This is a genomic window from Streptomyces argenteolus (assembly GCF_042902585.1).
Lineage (GTDB): Bacteria > Actinomycetota > Actinomycetes > Streptomycetales > Streptomycetaceae > Streptomyces > Streptomyces argenteolus.
In genome coordinates this window covers 50442-66311 of record NZ_JBIBEG010000008.1, presented here as the reverse complement: position 1 = coordinate 66311, position 15870 = coordinate 50442, and the positions used below count along the sequence as shown (strand labels likewise).

The 15870-nt window shown below is 70.8% G+C and carries 16 protein-coding genes; 5 read left to right on the top strand and 11 right to left on the bottom strand.

All coding sequences use genetic code 11. From position 1 onward, the window contains the following. Positions 1-36 precede the first annotated feature (36 nt). The 7 genes from ccsB to hemL form a co-directional block, all read right to left on the bottom strand. Complete coding sequence (gene ccsB / locus ACFY8O_RS25795) at positions 37-1119, bottom strand: c-type cytochrome biogenesis protein CcsB (RefSeq protein WP_145809288.1); 1083 nt, start codon at positions 1117-1119, stop codon at positions 37-39. Next, entirely contained in the window at positions 1116-2810 is a 1695-nt protein-coding gene (gene resB / locus ACFY8O_RS25790) for a cytochrome c biogenesis protein ResB (protein ID WP_387906232.1), read from the bottom strand. Before resB ends, ccsB begins: the two co-directional genes overlap by 4 nt. A gap of 4 nt (positions 2811-2814) precedes the next feature. Further along, positions 2815-3585: a cytochrome c biogenesis CcdA family protein gene (locus tag ACFY8O_RS25785; RefSeq protein WP_387906668.1), complete on the bottom strand. Its 771-nt coding sequence runs from the start codon at positions 3583-3585 to the stop codon at positions 2815-2817. Continuing rightward, positions 3585-4187: a TlpA family protein disulfide reductase gene (locus ACFY8O_RS25780; protein ID WP_387906230.1), complete on the bottom strand. Its 603-nt coding sequence runs from the start codon at positions 4185-4187 to the stop codon at positions 3585-3587. Before ACFY8O_RS25780 ends, ACFY8O_RS25785 begins: the two co-directional genes overlap by 1 nt. Before the next feature lie 67 nt (positions 4188-4254). Then, the gene (locus ACFY8O_RS25775; RefSeq protein WP_145809291.1) at positions 4255-5511 is read right to left on the bottom strand and encodes a hypothetical protein; all 1257 of its coding nucleotides are present in this window, start codon (positions 5509-5511) and stop codon (positions 4255-4257) included. Positions 5512-5768: 257 nt separating this feature from the next. Beyond that, entirely contained in the window at positions 5769-6458 is a 690-nt protein-coding gene (locus tag ACFY8O_RS25770; RefSeq protein ID WP_145809293.1) for a histidine phosphatase family protein, read from the bottom strand. Next, entirely contained in the window at positions 6455-7762 is a 1308-nt protein-coding gene (gene hemL, locus ACFY8O_RS25765) for a glutamate-1-semialdehyde 2,1-aminomutase (RefSeq protein WP_387906227.1), read from the bottom strand. The genes ACFY8O_RS25770 and hemL overlap by 4 nt, the downstream gene beginning before the upstream one ends. 292 nt (positions 7763-8054) lie before the next feature. On the opposite strand from hemL, the gene ACFY8O_RS25760 reads away from it, so the two are divergent. After that, the gene (locus tag ACFY8O_RS25760; protein ID WP_387906224.1) at positions 8055-8651 is read left to right on the top strand and encodes a hypothetical protein; all 597 of its coding nucleotides are present in this window, start codon (positions 8055-8057) and stop codon (positions 8649-8651) included. A 220-nt stretch (positions 8652-8871) separates the two neighbouring features. Here the strand turns inward: ACFY8O_RS25760 and ACFY8O_RS25755 are convergent, their stop codons facing one another. After that, positions 8872-10119 (bottom strand): MFS transporter, encoded by a 1248-nt coding sequence (locus ACFY8O_RS25755; protein ID WP_387906222.1) that lies wholly within the window; start codon positions 10117-10119, stop codon positions 8872-8874. 121 nt (positions 10120-10240) lie between these two features. Between ACFY8O_RS25755 and ACFY8O_RS25750 the strand changes: the two genes are divergently transcribed. The 4 genes from ACFY8O_RS25750 to ACFY8O_RS25735 all read left to right on the top strand — a co-directional run bounded on the left by ACFY8O_RS25750 (position 10241) and on the right by ACFY8O_RS25735 (position 12651). Next, positions 10241-11200, top strand: coding sequence for a LysR family transcriptional regulator (locus ACFY8O_RS25750; protein WP_387906219.1), 960 nt, complete (start codon positions 10241-10243; stop codon positions 11198-11200). Between the two features lie 13 nt (positions 11201-11213). Then, positions 11214-11567: an STAS domain-containing protein gene (locus ACFY8O_RS25745; protein ID WP_387906216.1), complete on the top strand. Its 354-nt coding sequence runs from the start codon at positions 11214-11216 to the stop codon at positions 11565-11567. A 94-nt stretch (positions 11568-11661) separates the two neighbouring features. Continuing rightward, positions 11662-12225 carry an ATP-binding protein gene (locus ACFY8O_RS25740; protein ID WP_387906213.1) on the top strand — a complete coding sequence of 188 codons (564 nt, stop codon included), beginning with the start codon at positions 11662-11664 and terminating at the stop codon, positions 12223-12225. Positions 12226-12273: 48 nt separating this feature from the next. Then, positions 12274-12651, top strand: coding sequence for an STAS domain-containing protein (locus ACFY8O_RS25735; protein WP_387906210.1), 378 nt, complete (start codon positions 12274-12276; stop codon positions 12649-12651). Positions 12652-12658: 7 nt separating this feature from the next. Here the strand turns inward: ACFY8O_RS25735 and ACFY8O_RS25730 are convergent, their stop codons facing one another. Genes ACFY8O_RS25730 through ACFY8O_RS25720 form a run of 3 tightly spaced genes read right to left on the bottom strand, consistent with a single transcriptional unit; the run spans position 12659 to position 15808 of the window. After that, positions 12659-13051, bottom strand: a complete 393-nt coding sequence (locus tag ACFY8O_RS25730; RefSeq protein ID WP_387906208.1) for an STAS domain-containing protein — start codon at positions 13049-13051, stop codon at positions 12659-12661. Continuing rightward, the gene (locus ACFY8O_RS25725; RefSeq protein WP_387906205.1) at positions 13011-14141 is read right to left on the bottom strand and encodes a cobalamin B12-binding domain-containing protein; all 1131 of its coding nucleotides are present in this window, start codon (positions 14139-14141) and stop codon (positions 13011-13013) included. The genes ACFY8O_RS25730 and ACFY8O_RS25725 overlap by 41 nt, the downstream gene beginning before the upstream one ends. Next, entirely contained in the window at positions 14138-15808 is a 1671-nt protein-coding gene (locus ACFY8O_RS25720) for a SpoIIE family protein phosphatase (protein WP_387906203.1), read from the bottom strand. Before ACFY8O_RS25720 ends, ACFY8O_RS25725 begins: the two co-directional genes overlap by 4 nt. Between the last annotated feature and the right edge of the window lie 62 nt (positions 15809-15870).

Here is a 15870-nt window from a genome sequence, read left to right as displayed (position 1 = left end):
CGCACCGAAGCGGTCGCGCCCTCGCGGCTGTGCCGGTCAGACCCCGGCGTAGGAGTGCTTGCCGGTGACGAAGATGTTCACGCCGTAGTAGTTGAAGAGCCAGCAGCCGAAGGCGATCAGCGCCAGGTAGGCCGCCTTGCGCCCCTTCCAGCCGGCCGTCGCGCGGGCGTGCAGGTAACAGGCGTACGCGACCCACGTGATGAAGGACCAGACCTCCTTGGGGTCCCAGCCCCAGTAGCGGCCCCAGGCGTCGCCCGCCCAGATCGCGCCCGCGATGATCGTGAACGTCCACAGCGGGAAGACGGCCGCGTTGATGCGGTAGGAGAAGGTGTCCAGCGACTTCGCCGCGGGCAGCCGCTCCAGGACCGAGGTGGCGAACCTGCCGGGGGTCCCGCCGTTCGCGATCTTGTTCTCGTAGCTGTCGCGGAAGAGGTACAGCAGCGTGCCGACGGCCCCGAGGTAGAACACCGCGCCACAGATGATGGCCGTCGAGACGTGGATCCACAGCCAGTAGGAGTGCAGGGCCGGGACCAGCTGGTCGCTGTCGGTGTAGAGCGTGGTGGTCGCGATGCCGAGGTCCAGCAGCACCGTGGTGACCAGCATCAGGCCGATCCAGCGGACGTTCTTCCGCAGCGCCAGGAGGACCAGGTAGGCGCCGACCGCCACCGTGGAGAAGGTGATGGAGAACTCGTACATGTTGCCCCAGGGGGCGCGCTGCACCGACAGGGCGCGCGCGACGACCCCGCCCGCCTGCACGGCGAAGGCCACCACCGTCAGCGAGACCGCGATCCGCCCCCACAGGTCACCCTTGAAGGTGCCGCCCGCCGCGCCGGGCCCGTCCGGTACGTCGCGGGTCCCGGCGGCCGAGCGCGTGATGATCTTGGGGCGGTCCAGCACGGCGGTGCCGCCCTGCTGCGCGGCCTTCACCGTGACGGCGGGAGCGACGGCGGGCGAGTCCTTCTTCAGCGCGGCGGCCGTGCGGCCGACCTTGCTTCGGCTGCCGAACACCCACTCCGCGATGTGCGCGAAGAAGGCCAGGGTGTAGACGGCCATGGACGAATAGATCAGCGTGTTGCTGACATTCGCCAGGTTCTCGTTGGTTGCGGCGGCGAGATTCACTTCTCAGCCCCTTCGGCAGGTTCTTCGGAGGGTTGTGCGGACTCGGGTTCGGGATCGGGCGCGGTGGGCGCCACGGTGTGGAGCGCGAGGGCGAGGCCCGCCAGCTCCTCGGGGAGCTTCGCGGACTCGCTGCGGCCCAGGCCGGCCATCTCCACGACGGTGACCCCGTCGGGACCCTCCACGGCCCGCACCCACACACGGCGGCGCTGGATGAAGAGCGAACCGGCGAGCCCGGCGATGGCGGCGACGGCACCGGTGAGGGCCCAGCCGCTGGCGGGCTGGCGTGAGATCTGGAAGCTGGCCCACTCCTCGACGCCCTCGAAGGTGATCGAGCCGGCGCCGTCGGGCAGCTTCATGGTCTCCCCGGGGCGCAGCCGCTTCTTGAGCTGGTCCCCGTTGCTGTCCTTGAACTCCTTCATCTTGGACGTGTCGAGCTGGTAGACGTTCTGCGGCAGCCCGGAGTCCACGCCGAGGCTGCCGTGGTAGCCGTTGAGCGCGAGGACCGGGTAGTCGAGGCCGGGGTACTGCGAGAACATCGTGCCCTGGCCGTCACCGGCGAAGGTCGGCACGAAGAACGCCTGGAAGCCCAGCTGCGACTTCTTGCCGTTCTTGTCCTTGTAGCCGTCCATCACCTTGATGGCACCGGTGGAGGTGACGTTGTTGTCGATGGGCAGCAGCGGCACCGCGCTCCGGTAGACCTCCTTGCCCCTGCCGTCCTTGACGGAGAGGACCGGGGCGTAGCCGTGCGCGTTGAGGTAGACCTTCGTCCCGTCGACGACGAGCGGCTTGTTGACCTCGATGACCTTCTTCTTCGCCTTCCCGTCCGCACCCTCGGCGTACGTCACCCGGGCCTCGTAGGTGCGGGGCGTACCGCGCTGAGGTCCGCTGCGCTCGTACGTACCGACGAAGTCCCGCAGGTCGAAGCTGAAGGGGGTGAGGTCGTCGTCGTCGAAGAGCGAACCGGACTTGAAGTCGTCGTACTGCGTGATGGTGTTGGCGAAGCCGTCGCCCTCGACGACGAGCTTGCCGCCCTCGGACTTGAAGAGCTGTCCGCAGGCGAAGGCCACCAGCATGACGATCAGCGAGATGTGGAACAGCAGATTCCCGGTCTCGCGCAGATAGCCCTTCTCCGCGGCCACCGCGTCACCCTCGACGTGCGAGCGGAAGCGCCGCTTGCGCAGGATGGAGAGCGCGGCCTCGCGGACCTGCTCGGGCCCGGCGTCGGTGCGCCATGTGGTGTACGCGGGCAGCCGGGTCAGCTTCCTCGGCGCGCCCGGCGGGCGGCCACGGAGCTGCCCGACGAACTGCCAGGTGCGCGGGACGATGCACCCGATCAGCGAGACGAACAGCAGGATGTAGATCGCGGAGAACCACACCGAGCTGTAGACGTCGAACAGCTGCAGCTTCTCGTAGACCGGGGAGACCGTGGTGTGGGTTTCCTTGAAGGTCTGCACCTTCAGTTCGTCCACGCTGTTCTGCGGGATCAGCGAGCCGGGGATGGCGCCGAGCGACAGCAGGAACAGCAGGATCAGCGCGACCCGCATCGAGGTGAGCTGCCGCCAGAACCACCGGGCCCAGCCGATGACCCCCATCGAGGGCACCGAGGCGGCGGACTCCTCGCGCGGGGCGGTGGAGAGCTGTTCCCCGGCCTGGCCGAGGTCGCGCTCGTCCGTGGTGTTCGTGTTGCTCATGGACTCAGATCCCCACAGTGAAGCCGTTGGACCAGACCTGCATCTCCTGGATGAGCACGTCCCACGCACCCGTCAGCAGGAGAATTCCGGTCACGATCATCATGCCGCCACCGATCCGCATGACCCATGCGTAGTGGCGCTTGACCCAGCCGAACGCGCCGAGCGCCCGGCGGAAGGCGATCGCCGCGAGGACGAAGGGGACGCCGAGCCCGAGGCAGTACGCCACCGACAGGATCGCCCCGCGCCCGGCGGTCGCCTGGTCGAAGGCGAGCGCGTTGACGGAGGCGAGCGTCGGGCCGAGGCACGGCGTCCAGCCGATCCCGAACAGGGCGCCGAGGAGCGGCGCTCCCGCCAGCCCGGTCACCGGCCGCTTGTGGATGCGGAACTCGCGCTGCGTCATCCAGGGCAGGAGGCCCATGAAGAAGATCCCCATGAGGATCATCAGTGCGCCCAGGACCTTGGAGAGGGTCCCGCTGTACTCCTGGAGCGTCTGGCCGAAGAAGCCGAACAGTGCGCCGCCCGACACGAACACGGCGGTGAAGCCGAGCACGAAGAGCGAGGCGCCCGCCACGGTCCTGCCCCGCCGCCGTTCGGCGAGGTCGGCACCGCTGACCCCGGTCACATAGCTGAGGTAGCCGGGCACGAGCGGCAGGACGCACGGCGAGAAGAAGGAGACGAGCCCGCCGAGCAGGGCGATGGGAAGCGCCACTACGAGGGCCCCGCTGACCACCGTCTCGTTCCCGCCGGTGGCCGCGGCCAGCTGGAGTGCGGGGATCACTTCTCTGCGACCAGCGGGTCGATCATCTCGCGCAGCTTCGTGGCGTCGAGCGCCGCGAGTGACCGGGCGGCGAGCTTGCCCTCCCGGTCGACGACCACGGTCGACGGGATCGCCTTCGGGTTCAGCGTGCCCTTCGGGAAGCGCAGGAGCTGCTTCCCGGTCGGGTCGTAGAGGCTCGGGTACGTGACGCCGAAGTCCTCCTCGAAGCTGACCGCGAGGGACTTCTGGGGGTCACGGGTGTTCACGCCGACGAACTGGACGCCCTGGTCCTTCATCTCCTCGGAGACCTTCACGAAGTGCTTGGCCTCCGCGCGGCAGGGACCGCACCACGATCCCCAGAAGTTCAGGACGACGACCTTGCCCTTGTAGTCGGCGATGTCCAGGGCCGTGCCGTCCAGAGTGGCGCCCGCGAGCTTCGGCGCGTCGGTGCGTTCACCCTTGGCGACGGTGGAGATCCCGCCACTGCCGGTGACGAAGTTCGTGTTGCCACCGCCACCCGCCTTGGTGCCGTCACCGCATGCGGACAGGGTCAGGGCACCGGCCACGACGGTGGCGGCGAGCAGGGTGGAGCGGCGTCGGGGTGCACGGCCAGAGCTCATGTGAAAAGTTTCGCATGGCAGTTCCGGGGATCTTCCGCACCCCCCTCGGTGCCCGTAAAGCCCCTTGTCAGGCCTGTTTAAAGAAGGCGTTCCAGCCACCCTCGGGCGCCTGTCCGACCTGAAGCGTCCGCAGCTTCGCGAGGACCGCGGGATCCTGCACGTCGAGCCAGTCGACGAACTGCCGGAAGGAGACGAGGCGCACATCCGGCTTGCCGGCGATCTGCTTGAGCACGTCTTCCACGGCGTCCATATAGATGCCGCCGTTCCACTCCTCGAAGTGGTTGCCGACGTAGAAAGGCGCGCGATTCGTCTCGTAGGCCCGCTCGAATCCCGCGACATAGGCCCCGGTGGCCTGGGTGCGCCACCCCGGATAGCGCGACGGCATGCCGTTGGTCGAATTCTTCGACTGATTGGCGAGGATGTTGTAGTCCATGGAGAGGACTTCGAAGCTGTGCCCGGGGAACGGAATGCCCTGGAGGGGGAGATCCCACACTCCCCCGCGCTTCTCGGGCCACATCTGGGTGCCGCCGGGCGAGCTCGCGTCGTAGCGCCAGCCCAGCTGCTTCGCGGTGGGCAGCAGATTGTCCTGGCCGAGCAGACAGGGGGTGCGGCCCCCGACCAGTTCCTTGCGGTAGTCGAAAGGCAGCGGTTCGAGATCCTGCCAGCCGGTGTTCGTCCGCCATTCGGTGACGAAGGAGACCGCCTGGTCGATCTCGCTCCGCCATTGATCGGGCGTCCAGTTGCCGACGGATCCGGAACCGCCGCAGAAATGCCCGTTGAAGTGCGTGCCGATCTCGTGCCCGTCCAGCCAGGCCTGGCGCACGTACGTCAGGGTCTGCTTGACGTGGTCGTCGGTGAGATAGCCGATGTCGGACGCGCCCCGGGGGTTGTTGGGCGGACGGTAGAGGGACTTCTTCGACTCGGGCAGCACATACAGGCCGGAGAGGAAGAAGGTCATCGCCGCGTCGTGTTCCCGGGCGAGTTCGAGAAAGCGCGGGAAGAGGCCGTTGCCGACCTCGCCCGCCCCGTCCCAGGAAAAGATCACGAACTGCGGCGGCGTCTGGCCGGGTTCGAGCGGGACGGGCGCCGTGGGCTGATTCGGCTGCTTTCCGGTATCGGCCGTGGAACCGTCACCGATCAGCCTGACGTGTTTCTCGGGAGGGCCTCCGCCATTCCCGTGCGTCCCCTTGCCCCCTGCGGGTCCCTTCCCGGGTTCGGGTCCGCCGCCTTCCGGGGAACCGGTGGAGCCGCAGCCGGCCATCGACAGTGCGGCTGCGGCTCCGAGTCCGGCTCCGAGCAGACCCCTCCGGTTGATTTCACGCATAGCGTCCCCATCTGCGGTCGTATTACCTCAATGCCATACAAACTGGCGATGGCTTAGATGAGGAAAACAACACGACGGTTCCGCCGATAATCATAAAAGTTGTCACGTGAACAGACCCTTACGGATGCTGCACACGACCCTCGGATCGGCGCACCCGTGCGCACGCGGAGCGCGGCCGACGGGGGTGTCCCGGAGTGGCCCCCGGGACACGGCCTGCGGGGGCCGGCCCCGCAGCCCCGGAAGGCGATGGGCGAGGGTTACGCCCCGAACGCCTTGGACTTCCCCTTGACCGGCTTCGCACCCGCCAGCAGATGCGCGGGCACCAGGTCCCGAGCGGGCTCGGTGTACCCGACCGACACGATCTTGTCGCCCTGGTACGTGAAGCTCGTCAGCGACGCCAGGGTGCACTGCCGCTTGCGCGGGTCGTGCCAGAGCCTGCGCCGCTCGACGAAGCTCCGCACGATCCAGATCGGCAGCTGGTGGCTGACGCACACCGCCTCGTGCCCCCGGGCGGCGTCACGCGCCGCGTCCAGGGCGCCCATCATCCGTACGACCTGCTCGATGTACGGCTCGCCCCAGGACGGCTTGAAGGGGTTGGTGAGGTGCTTCCAGTTCTCCGGCTTGCGCAGCGCGCCGTCGCCGACCCCGAAGGTCTTGCCCTCGAAGACGTTGGCCGCCTCGATGAGGCGCTCGTCGGTGGCCAGCTCCACGTCGTGCGACATGGCGATCGGCGCGGCCGTCTCCTGGGCACGCTCCAGCGGCGAGGCGACGACGTACGTGATGTCGCGCTTCTCCAGGTGCTCGGCCACCCGGTCGGCCATCCGGCGGCCGAGCTCGGACAGGCTGTAGCCGGCCCGGCGCCCGTAGAGCACGCCGTCCGGGTTGTGCACCTCGCCGTGGCGCATCAGATGGACGACGGTGATGTCCTTCGCGCTGTTCTCACTCATGCGGTGGCCTCCGACGCGGCACGGGCGGCGGCGGGCAGCGCCGCGGCGATCCGCTCCAGCGCCCGCTGGTCGTGGGCGGTGGAGACGAACCAGGACTCGAAGGCGGACGGCGGCAGGTACACGCCCTGCTCCAGCATCGAGTGGAAGAAGGCGGTGAAGCGGAAAGCTTCCTGCTTCTTGGCGTCCTCGTAGTCGCGGACGGGCTCGTCGGTGAAGAACACGGAGAACATGTTGCTCGCCGCCGACACCGTGTGCGCGACACCCGCCTTGGTGAACGCCTCGCCCACCAGGGACCGCAGCTCCGCGGAGACCGCGTCGACCGTCGCGTACGCCGCGTCGTCGAGCAGCCGGAGCTGGGCGAGACCGGCGGCGGTGGCGACGGGGTTCCCGGAGAGGGTGCCCGCCTGGTAGACGGGACCGGCGGGGGCGAGGTGCGCCATCACGTCGGCCCGGCCACCGAAGGCCGCGGCCGGGAAGCCGCCGCCCATGACCTTGCCGAAGGTCATCAGGTCGGGCCGCACCCCGTCGATGCCGTACCAGCCGGCCTTCGACGTGCGGAAGCCGGTCATGACCTCGTCGGAGATGTACAGCGCGCCGTGGGCCGCGCAGATCTCCTTGAGCCCGGCGTTGAAACCGTCCAGCGGGGGCACGACGCCCATGTTGCCCGGCGACGCCTCCGTGATCACACAGGCGATCTCGTCCGGCTGTGCGGCGAACGCGGCGCGCACGGCCTCCAGGTCGTTGTAGGGCAGCACGATCGTGTCGCCCGCCTGCGCCCCGGTCACCCCGGGCGTGTCGGGGAGGCCGAAGGTGGCGACCCCGGAGCCGGCGGCGGCGAGCAGCGCGTCGACGTGGCCGTGGTAGCACCCGGCGAACTTCACGACCTTGGCGCGCCCGGTGAATCCCCGGGCGAGCCGGATCGCCGACATGGTCGCCTCGGTGCCGGACGACACCAGCCGCACCTGCTCGACGGGCTCGATCCGGGCCACGATCTCCTCGGCGAGCGCGACCTCGCCCTCACCCGGCGTACCGAAGGAGGTGCCACGGGCCACCGCGTCCTGGACGGCGGCGGTGACCTCGGGGTGCGCATGGCCCAGGATCATCGGCCCCCACGAACACACGAGGTCGACGTACTCACGGCCGTCGGCGTCGGTGAGGTACGGACCCGTACCGGACACCATGAACCGGGGCGTACCGCCCACGGCACGGAAGGCACGCACGGGAGAGTTCACGCCGCCGGGCGTCACGAGGGACGCACGGTCGAAAAGCGTCTGCGAAACTGGGGCTTCGTATGAATACGCCACTTTGGTCCTGATCTGCGATTCGGGGTTCGGGGGGCCTGGCCGGAATTCCGGCGAGCCGGTGAGCAGGGAGCGCGCTCTCCCCGTATGAGGCTCGTACAACGAAAGGGCGTCAGTCTCCTCGCGTCTGCGAAACTGGGGCGTCATAGGGAAAGCTCACACATGCCATGGTGTCAGAGGCATCGACGGTCTTGCGGACTGGTGTTTCACCGCACGCCCGTGGGGGAGGTCACTGACGATGATCGGGTTGCGCGGCGGGGCTGTGTCTCCTAAGAAGTAGTCGGGTGGATGAGATATGCATCGCGGTGGCGGAGTGGGCGAAGGGACCGACGACCTGGGGCCCGAGCCTGCCCGGCGAGGGCGGCACCGGCGCAAGGCCGAACGCGAGGCCGAGCGTGCACGGGACGCCCGGGCGGGCGGCGTCGACGGTTCGGGGAGCAGGAGCAGTGGACGGGTGGGGGTGACCTACAAGTACTTCGGGGCCCCTGACGGCGCCACCGCCGCACGGGTGCCCATTTCGATGCGCCCCGAGGAGCTCGGCGGCGACGAGCTGGGCATGGGCGGCATGTTCAGCAAGATCAAGCCCGAGACGGTGGCGGCCATGGTCCTCACCGGCATACAGGGCATACCCCTGAACAAGGTCCCCCCGCTGGAGCTGGTCGTGCTCCACCCCGACTACGCGGTGGTCAAGCTGCCGATGACCGTGGTCGACCCGCTGCGGGACGTCGGCGAGGAATCGGTCGGCGCGGCGGCCTTCATCTGGTCCACGGTCCCGGACCGCGGCGGCCCGCGCGACGCGTTCAACGTCTACCAGCTGCTCCACGAATGGCAGGACTTCAGCCATCGGTTGCACGAGGCGGGGCACCAGCCGTACTGCCTCGTGTGGCCGTGACGCGGGGGTGAGACCCCTCCGCCTGGCGCGGCCGTGACGCGGGATTCCGTCCCGGGCGGCCCCTGTGCGGCCGTGACGCGGGAATCCGTCACGCGCGAGCTCGCGCCGCCGTGACGCGGGGCCGGCCGCCGGTCGGGCCGGGGCACATCGACGTGAACGCGGGGGAACCCTCCGCGCCCGGGGGTGCCGGGCCAGCCGGAACCCTCCGGACCGCCGTGTGTCACGCGGCCGGGAAGCCTGCGGGAGCCACCGCCGGCCGGGCAGCGGCCATGTCCGACCGCCTGGGCAGCAGGAGCGGAGTCGCGAGCAGCAGCACGCCGGCCGTGGTGATCGCGGTGAGAGGGCCCACGAGGGCGGCGAGCACGCCCCAGCCCACCATCAGCGTGGCCTGCACGAGCTTGCCGACGGCGCTCCACGTGGCGAGGACCCGAGCCGTGCGGTCCGTCGGAGTCCTGCGCAGACGTTCCGTCGCGTGGATCGGGTTGAAGACACCCATGCAGGTGATCAGCAGGCCCTCGACGACGATCACGGTGAGGAGGCCGGGGACGCCGGGGCCGACGAACGCGAGGCCGAGCGGGAAGAGCGAGCGCAGCCGGCCCGAGACGATCATGACCCGGTACCGGCCGTAGCGGTGCACCAGGCGCGGGGAGAGGCGGGCCCCCACGAAGCCGCCGAGCGCCGGCAGGCCGAAGGCGAGACCGTACTGCCAGGCCGGGAAGCGGTACCGGTCCAGGAGCAGGACGGCCAGGAGCGGGGCTGTGGCCATGATCAGCCCGCCGACCAGCACCGAGTTGAGGAACAGACGCCGCAGCACCCGGTCGCGGAGGATGAACCGCCAGCCACCGAGCAGCCCCGCTCCGCGCGGCTCCGCGGTCCGGTCGCGCGGTACGACGACGTCGCCTCCACGGATGCGGAGGACCGCGAGCGCGGACAGCAGATAGCTGAGAGCGTCCGCCAGGACGGTCACGACCGCCCCGAGCAACCCGATGAGCACCCCGCCCAGGGGCGGTCCCACTGCCGTCGCCACCCAGCTCGTTCCCTCGAACCTCCCGTTCACCACGAGGAGGCGCTCGCCCCGGACGAGGTGCTTCAGGTAGGCGCCGGACGCGGCGGTGAAGGCGATGCCCGCGCTGCCCGAGACGATCGAGACAACCAGGAGTTGGGCATAGGAGAGCACCCCGAGGACATGGGCGACCGGGACACTCGCCATCGCGGCGGACCGGGCCAGGTCCGTCGCGACCATCACGGGCCGCTTGGCCCGGTGCTCCACCCACGGCCCGAGCGAGAAGGCGACGGCCGCCGCGACGGCGGGACCGGACGCCTCCAGGAGCGCCACGGCGAAGGCCGATGCGTGCAGTACCTGGACCGCGATCAGCGGGAACGCGCCGAAGGCGATCCACGTGCCGTACGTACTGACCGCGTACGCCGACCACAGCAGGCCGACGTCACGGCCCGACCACACGCGCATGCGACTCCCTCACGAGCACCGGTGTCCCTCCCCCGCATCACACCGGGCGCGCCGCACCGGGATCAAACAACCGGCTCCCGGCCTTGCACAACCACTGGTTGTGCACCCCTAAGCTGGCCCGATGGATACCGAAGCGGTGCGTTCGTTCGTCCGCGCGGCCGAACTCGGCCAGCTGCGACACGCGGCCGACGAGCTGGGCGTGACGCAGCAGGCCGTGTCGAAGCGGATCGCGGCCCTGGAACGTGAACTGGACGCCCGGTTGTTCGCCCGCACCCCGAGAGGGGTCGAACTCACCCTCGACGGACAGGCCTTCCTTCCGCACGCCCGGAGCATCGTCACGGGTGCCGACCGGGCCGTCACCGCGATCAGGCCCGGGTCCCGCGCCCTGCGGATCGACGTCCTCGGTCTCCGGTCCGCACAGGCCGTCGTCCTGCACGCGTACTGGCGGTCGCGTCCCGAGACGGACCTCGACGTGGTGACCCTCCGGGTCGAGGACCCGCGCGCCGCCGCCTCCGCCGTCCGGGCGGGCGAGGTCGACGCCTCGTTCCGCTCGGTGACCGACCCGGCGGCGCTGGGGGAGGACGTGCGGATGATCCACGCGTTCGACTCCCCGCTGGAACTCCTCGTCGGCCCGAAGCACCCGCTGGCCTCCGCACGGCGGCTGACACCTGCCCGGCTGCGGGGGCACCGGATCTGGGTGCCGGGGATCGCACCGCTGAGCGAGTGGGCGGACTTCTACGATCAGCTCGTCACGGCCTTCGGCCTCCGCGTGGACGCGGCGGGCCCCAACTTCGGCAACGAGGTGCTCCTCGACATCCTCGCGGACTCGGCCGACGTGGCCACCCTCGTGGGCTCGCGCGACCGCTACCTCTGGCCGGCCGGCCACGACCTGCGCCGTATCCCGATCGTCAACCCGACGCTCGCCTACCCGCTCTCGCTCCTCCTCCCCCGGGCGGATCCGCACCCGGGGCTGCGGCCGGTCGTCGAGCACCTCGCAAGCCTGGCACCGCTGCCCGGCACGGTGTGGCGGCCCTCCTGGGCCCTGTCACCAGGTCCGCTCCCCACCGCCCCCACCGTGTAGGAAGATATGACGCATGTCGGCTGATGAACTGGGTGTGGTCGTGGAGACCACGGACGACGGTGTCGTCGTGATCCGTGTCCGAGGGAGCCTCGACGGATGGTCGGGCCCCTCCGGCCTGGTCGAAGCGCTGGAGAAGGCCGCCCGCGCGGGCGGGCGGCTGACCGTGGCCGATCTGTCCGGCCTGGAGTTCGCCGACTCCACGGGGCTGCACGCGCTGCTGCACGCCCAGCGCAGGCACACCGAGGCGGGAGTGCGGCTGGTGCTCGCGGGCCCGCTCGGTACGGGAGTGCACCGGCTCTTCGAGGTCTCGGGCACCCTCGGCGCCTTCAGCTTCGCGGACACGGTGGACGCGGCGCTCACATGCTGACCCCCGCGTCCGGCGCCTCCAGGGCCGCGCCGTTCGTCGGCCGCCAGAAGGGCGGACGAATGACTTCGGCCCCGTCGGGCAGGCGCAGGGAGTCATGAACGGGGAGCGAGATGTACTGCGGGACGGCGTGAGTCCGGCCGACGGGCCGGCGGAAGCCGTCGGCCAGGCTGTCCAGATGCCCCTGGCGGACGGGAGCGCGCTAGGTCAGGCCGGCGCGGGTCCTGCGACGCCTCAGCGGGGCGGGGACGGTCCGCGGGAGCCGGCGGACGGGAGCGCGCGGTCCGACGTGCCGCAGAACGCGGCTGCCGCCCGCGCGGTGGTCACCCGGCTCCTGGAGGCACGGTTCGGCGGGCCGGACGGGAAGGGCCCGGCCGAGGTCGTCGTCGCGGACGCGCTGCTGGTGACCTCGGAACTGGTGACCAACGCCTTCCGGCACGGCGGCGGGCTCACCGGCTTCACCGCGGAGATCACCGACGACGGGCTCCTGCTCACCGTCGCCGACGCCAGCACCCAGGCGCCCGTCGTCACGGAGCGCGACCCGGGCGTCGCCCCCATCGGCGGCTACGGCTGGCCGCTGGTGCGCCGTCTGACGGAGTGGGTGTCCGTCACGCACCACCTCGACGGCAAGGACATCGTGGCTCTGATCGCCCTCACCTGAGCAGGGCTTCCGTGCGGGCGGGCCTGGGCAGTTGGCATAATTTCCCGCATGGTCCGTGAGCCTCTCGACAACTCCACGCCCGCCGCGCAGCCGGTGGTGGCGGCCGAAGGTGAGATCGACGGCTGCTGGGTCGTCCGGGCGCGGGGCGAGATCGACTCCGACAGCGTCGATCCGCTCTTCATCGCCATGTGGCAGGCCGTGGCCGGGCACGAGGTGGTCGTGCTGGAGGCCTCCGCGGTCACGTTCGCGGACTCGTCCTTCCTCAGCCTCCTCATCGAGATGCACCAGCGGACGCGGTTGCGCGTCGCCGCCCCGGCCGCGGCCGTGACGCGGCTCCTGAGGACGGCCGGTGTCGACCGGGTGATCCGTACGTATCCCACCCTCGAATCGGCCCTCGCCGCCCCGCCGCCCTCTCCGCCCGCGTGACGCCGCTTCAGCCCGAGGGAGCGGGCGGCGGGCCGTCGTCGGCCTGGCTCTGCCCGAGCCCGTCCGCGCCCGGCGCGCCGAATATCTGCTGGATGCCGGTGACGTCCAGGATCCGACGGAGGAACGCGGGCTGGTTCACGAGGTGCAGCACCACACCGCGGGACGTGGTGCCGCGGTGGATCATCAGAAGGCTCGAGACGCCCATCGAGTCGCACAGCCTCAGCTGCGCGCAGTCCAGGACCAGTTCGCGCAGGCCAGGGTCGGCCGCGAGGCATTCCTGAGCGCGCTCCACCAGCTGCTCGCTCGTGTCGTGGTCCAGATCACCTGCCAGGCGCAGCCGGACGGCTCCCGGGACGGCTTCAGCTGTCAGGGAGAAGGGCGGACTGGTCACATCTGTCATCCGAGGCTCCGGAGGTTCGGCCGGCCGGGGCCAGGAGGGCGTCCAGCGCCGCCTGCGCCTGGTCGATCAGCCGGGTGGATCGGGGGAAGTCCTTGAGTTCCGTCCCCAGGACGTCCAGGACCGGTCGCAGGGACACGGCCGGGACGCCGCGGGCACCGAGGATGCCCCCGGTCCAGGTCAGGAATCCGGCGAAGAGGTCGTCGTCGTCCATGTAGAGGGCCACGCCGAGGTGCTCGACGATGTGGGAGACGTCCTGCGCCGTGTGCTCACGCTGCTGCTCCGTGTACGCCGCCGACGCGGGGAAGCGGCTCTCGAGCTGGGTCAGCACCTCGCGTACGAGCTGGGGCCTGCTGCGCACCACGAGCGTGTACTCCTGGTCGTCCAGGTGCGGCAGGTCGTCTATCTGCTGCCTGCCGACCGCCATGGCCGGGATAGCGACACCGTCCGCGAGGCGGCGCGCCGCGGCACGCGCGTCGGGTGCCCAGGCGTCCGCGCCCAGCCGGCGCGCGTAGCGTCCGGCCGGGCCGAAGGCCGCCCCGCCCGCAAGCACCGGCACACCCACGGCCTGGCAGGCGGTGATGGCCGCGTGCGCGGCGGGCAGCCGGGTGGGGAGGGAGGAGGAGAGCGCCACGACGTCGGCCCCGTAGGTGTGCAGGTGCGCGATGAGGTGCGGCGTGGGCACCTGGGCGCCGAGGAAGTCGACCTGCCACCCGCGCAGCGTCAGCACCTCGGCCAGCAGACGGGCCGGCAGCACGTGCCACTCCTGGTCCACGCAGGCCACCGTGACCCGCCCCAGCGGTGTGGCCGGCATCACGGGTCGGCGGTGGGCGAGCGCGGCGATGACCCGCTCGGCTATGGCACTGGCCGCGTGTTCCTGCGCGACGCTCAGACGGTTGGCCGCCCACTCGGCGCCCACCCGCGCCTGTACGGGGGCGATGACGTCCAGCAGCACGGTCTCCGCGTCGACCCCGTCGTCGAGGGCGGCGAAGAGCAGGTCGGCGGCGCCGCGTTCGTCCCGCGCGGTCACCGCGGCCCACAACGCGTCCTGGAGACCGCGCAGCGGGGGCGCGGCAAGCGTGTACGTGTTCATGCTGTGTACCTGCCCCGGGTGTGCCCGTCCACCGCGCTGAGGTGGGTGGTCGGCGGGGCACTGATCGCGACGAGCGCCATGTCGTCGTGTCTCCCGTCGTGCAGCCACTGGGAGGCGAGCATCTGCACCCGCTCGACCACGGCCTGGCCGGGCATGCCCGCGCACTCCGACAGGACGCGCCTCAGCCTCTCCTCACCGAACAGTTCGTCGCCGAGGGGACCGCCGCGCGCCTCCGTGACGCCGTCGGTGTAGAGCAGGCACGTCTCGCCGGGATCGAGGTGGGTCTCCACCGTGCGGGCCTCGATGTGGGGCAGCGCCCCGACCAGGGTCCCGCGGGTGTCGATCTCGTCGACCCGCCCGTCGTTGCGCACCACCAGGGGAGAGGGGTGGCCGGCGGAGGTGAGCCGCAGCCGTACCCGGTTCTCCACCCGCTGGACCGAGGCGAGCACCAGGGTCGCGAAGCGGGTGTGGTGCGAGTTGAGGAGCGCGCCGTTGAGCAGCCGGAGCATGCGCTCGTGGTCGCCCGCCATCGGCGTCAGCGCCTGGAGGGTGTTACGGATCTTGCCCGTGAGCACGGCCGCGTCCAGGCCCTTGCCGCAGACGTCACCGAGGACCGCGAGCGAGGGGTCCTCCTGCGTGCTGCCCGGGTGCACGTCGTAGAAGTCGCCGCCCACCCGGTCCCGCGCCGCGGCGGGCTGGTAGCCGCCGGCGAACTCGACACCGTTCACGCAGTGCAGTTGCGGAGGCAGCAGGTCCCGCATGAGAGTCCGGGTGATGTCGCTCTGCTCCGCGTACAGCCGCGCGGCGGAGAGGGCGGCCCCGGCCCGGGCGGCGAACAGCCGGGCGAACACCTCCTCGTTCGCGTTGAACTCGGACGAGTCCGCACTGCGCAGAAGCACCAGTACGCCGGCCGGGACGCCGTGCCCTGGCAGGGGTGTGACGGCGGCCGACCCCACGGTGCCGGTGAAGTCGTCCGGGATCAGCCAGTCGGGCAGCGACGCGGGGTCGATCCACCGGGAGGGTACGGGAGGGAAGCCCTGCAGGGCTTCGCTCAGGCCCGGCACCTGTGCCGGATCAGCCGCCACCGTCCCGCGGACCGCGGTACCGCCCCCGACGGCGTACGCCATGGGGAGGTTGCGGCCGGCCGCCGGAGCGACGACCACCGCGGCGTCGGCGAGGTGCTGGGAGGCGAGCTGGGCGGTGGCACGCATGCAGCGGTCGGTGTTGAGCGACGCCAGCAGTACGTTCGACGCCTCGGCCAGGAAGGTGGTGCGCTCCCGTTCCGTGGCCAGCGCCTCCTCTGCGAGCCGCCGGTCGGTGTCGTCGACCAGCCACCACACCACGTTCCCGTCCACCCCGGAGGTCGGATGGGCCTCGAAGCACTGTGCCCCGATCTCCCCCCGGTACACGGGCCGGTGCGCCGCGCCGCCGGAAGAGCCGGCGGGGTCCACCGTCTCCTCGTGAGCACGGGCCAGCCAGTACGGCACCACCCGTGACAGCGTGATGCCCTGCGCGGCGCCTTCCAGCAGCGCGGCGGCGATCGGGTTGACGTCGACGACGACTCCCGCACTGTCGGCGACGATCACCGGGTACGGGGCGGAGCCCCACACGTCGGACGCGGACCGTTGGTGAGTTTTCGTGGCGATGTGTTCCTTCGGAGGAGCCATGAGGGGGGACCCGCCGGGGGCGAGTCGCACCACCTTCCAACTGGACGAAAATTACTTTCCCT

Bases quoted from the DNA above. Each gene is read 5' to 3' on its own strand.
- resB (WP_387906232.1), bottom strand. From the start codon at position 2,810: ATGAGCAACACGAACACCACGGACGAGCGCGACCTCGGCCAGGCCGGG.
- ACFY8O_RS25780 (WP_387906230.1), bottom strand. From the start codon at position 4,187: ATGAGCTCTGGCCGTGCACCCCGACGCCGCTCCACCCTGCTCGCCGCC.
- ACFY8O_RS25775 (WP_145809291.1), bottom strand. From the start codon at position 5,511: ATGCGTGAAATCAACCGGAGGGGTCTGCTCGGAGCCGGACTCGGAGCC.
- ACFY8O_RS25770 (WP_145809293.1), bottom strand. From the start codon at position 6,458: ATGAGTGAGAACAGCGCGAAGGACATCACCGTCGTCCATCTGATGCGC.
- ACFY8O_RS25760 (WP_387906224.1), top strand. From the start codon at position 8,055: ATGCATCGCGGTGGCGGAGTGGGCGAAGGGACCGACGACCTGGGGCCC.
- ACFY8O_RS25755 (WP_387906222.1), bottom strand. From the start codon at position 10,119: ATGCGCGTGTGGTCGGGCCGTGACGTCGGCCTGCTGTGGTCGGCGTAC.
- ACFY8O_RS25750 (WP_387906219.1), top strand. From the start codon at position 10,241: ATGGATACCGAAGCGGTGCGTTCGTTCGTCCGCGCGGCCGAACTCGGC.
- ACFY8O_RS25745 (WP_387906216.1), top strand. From the start codon at position 11,214: ATGTCGGCTGATGAACTGGGTGTGGTCGTGGAGACCACGGACGACGGT.
- ACFY8O_RS25740 (WP_387906213.1), top strand. From the start codon at position 11,662: ATGAACGGGGAGCGAGATGTACTGCGGGACGGCGTGAGTCCGGCCGAC.
- ACFY8O_RS25735 (WP_387906210.1), top strand. From the start codon at position 12,274: ATGGTCCGTGAGCCTCTCGACAACTCCACGCCCGCCGCGCAGCCGGTG.
- ACFY8O_RS25730 (WP_387906208.1), bottom strand. From the start codon at position 13,051: ATGACAGATGTGACCAGTCCGCCCTTCTCCCTGACAGCTGAAGCCGTC.
- ACFY8O_RS25725 (WP_387906205.1), bottom strand. From the start codon at position 14,141: ATGAACACGTACACGCTTGCCGCGCCCCCGCTGCGCGGTCTCCAGGAC.
- ACFY8O_RS25720 (WP_387906203.1), bottom strand. From the start codon at position 15,808: ATGGCTCCTCCGAAGGAACACATCGCCACGAAAACTCACCAACGGTCC.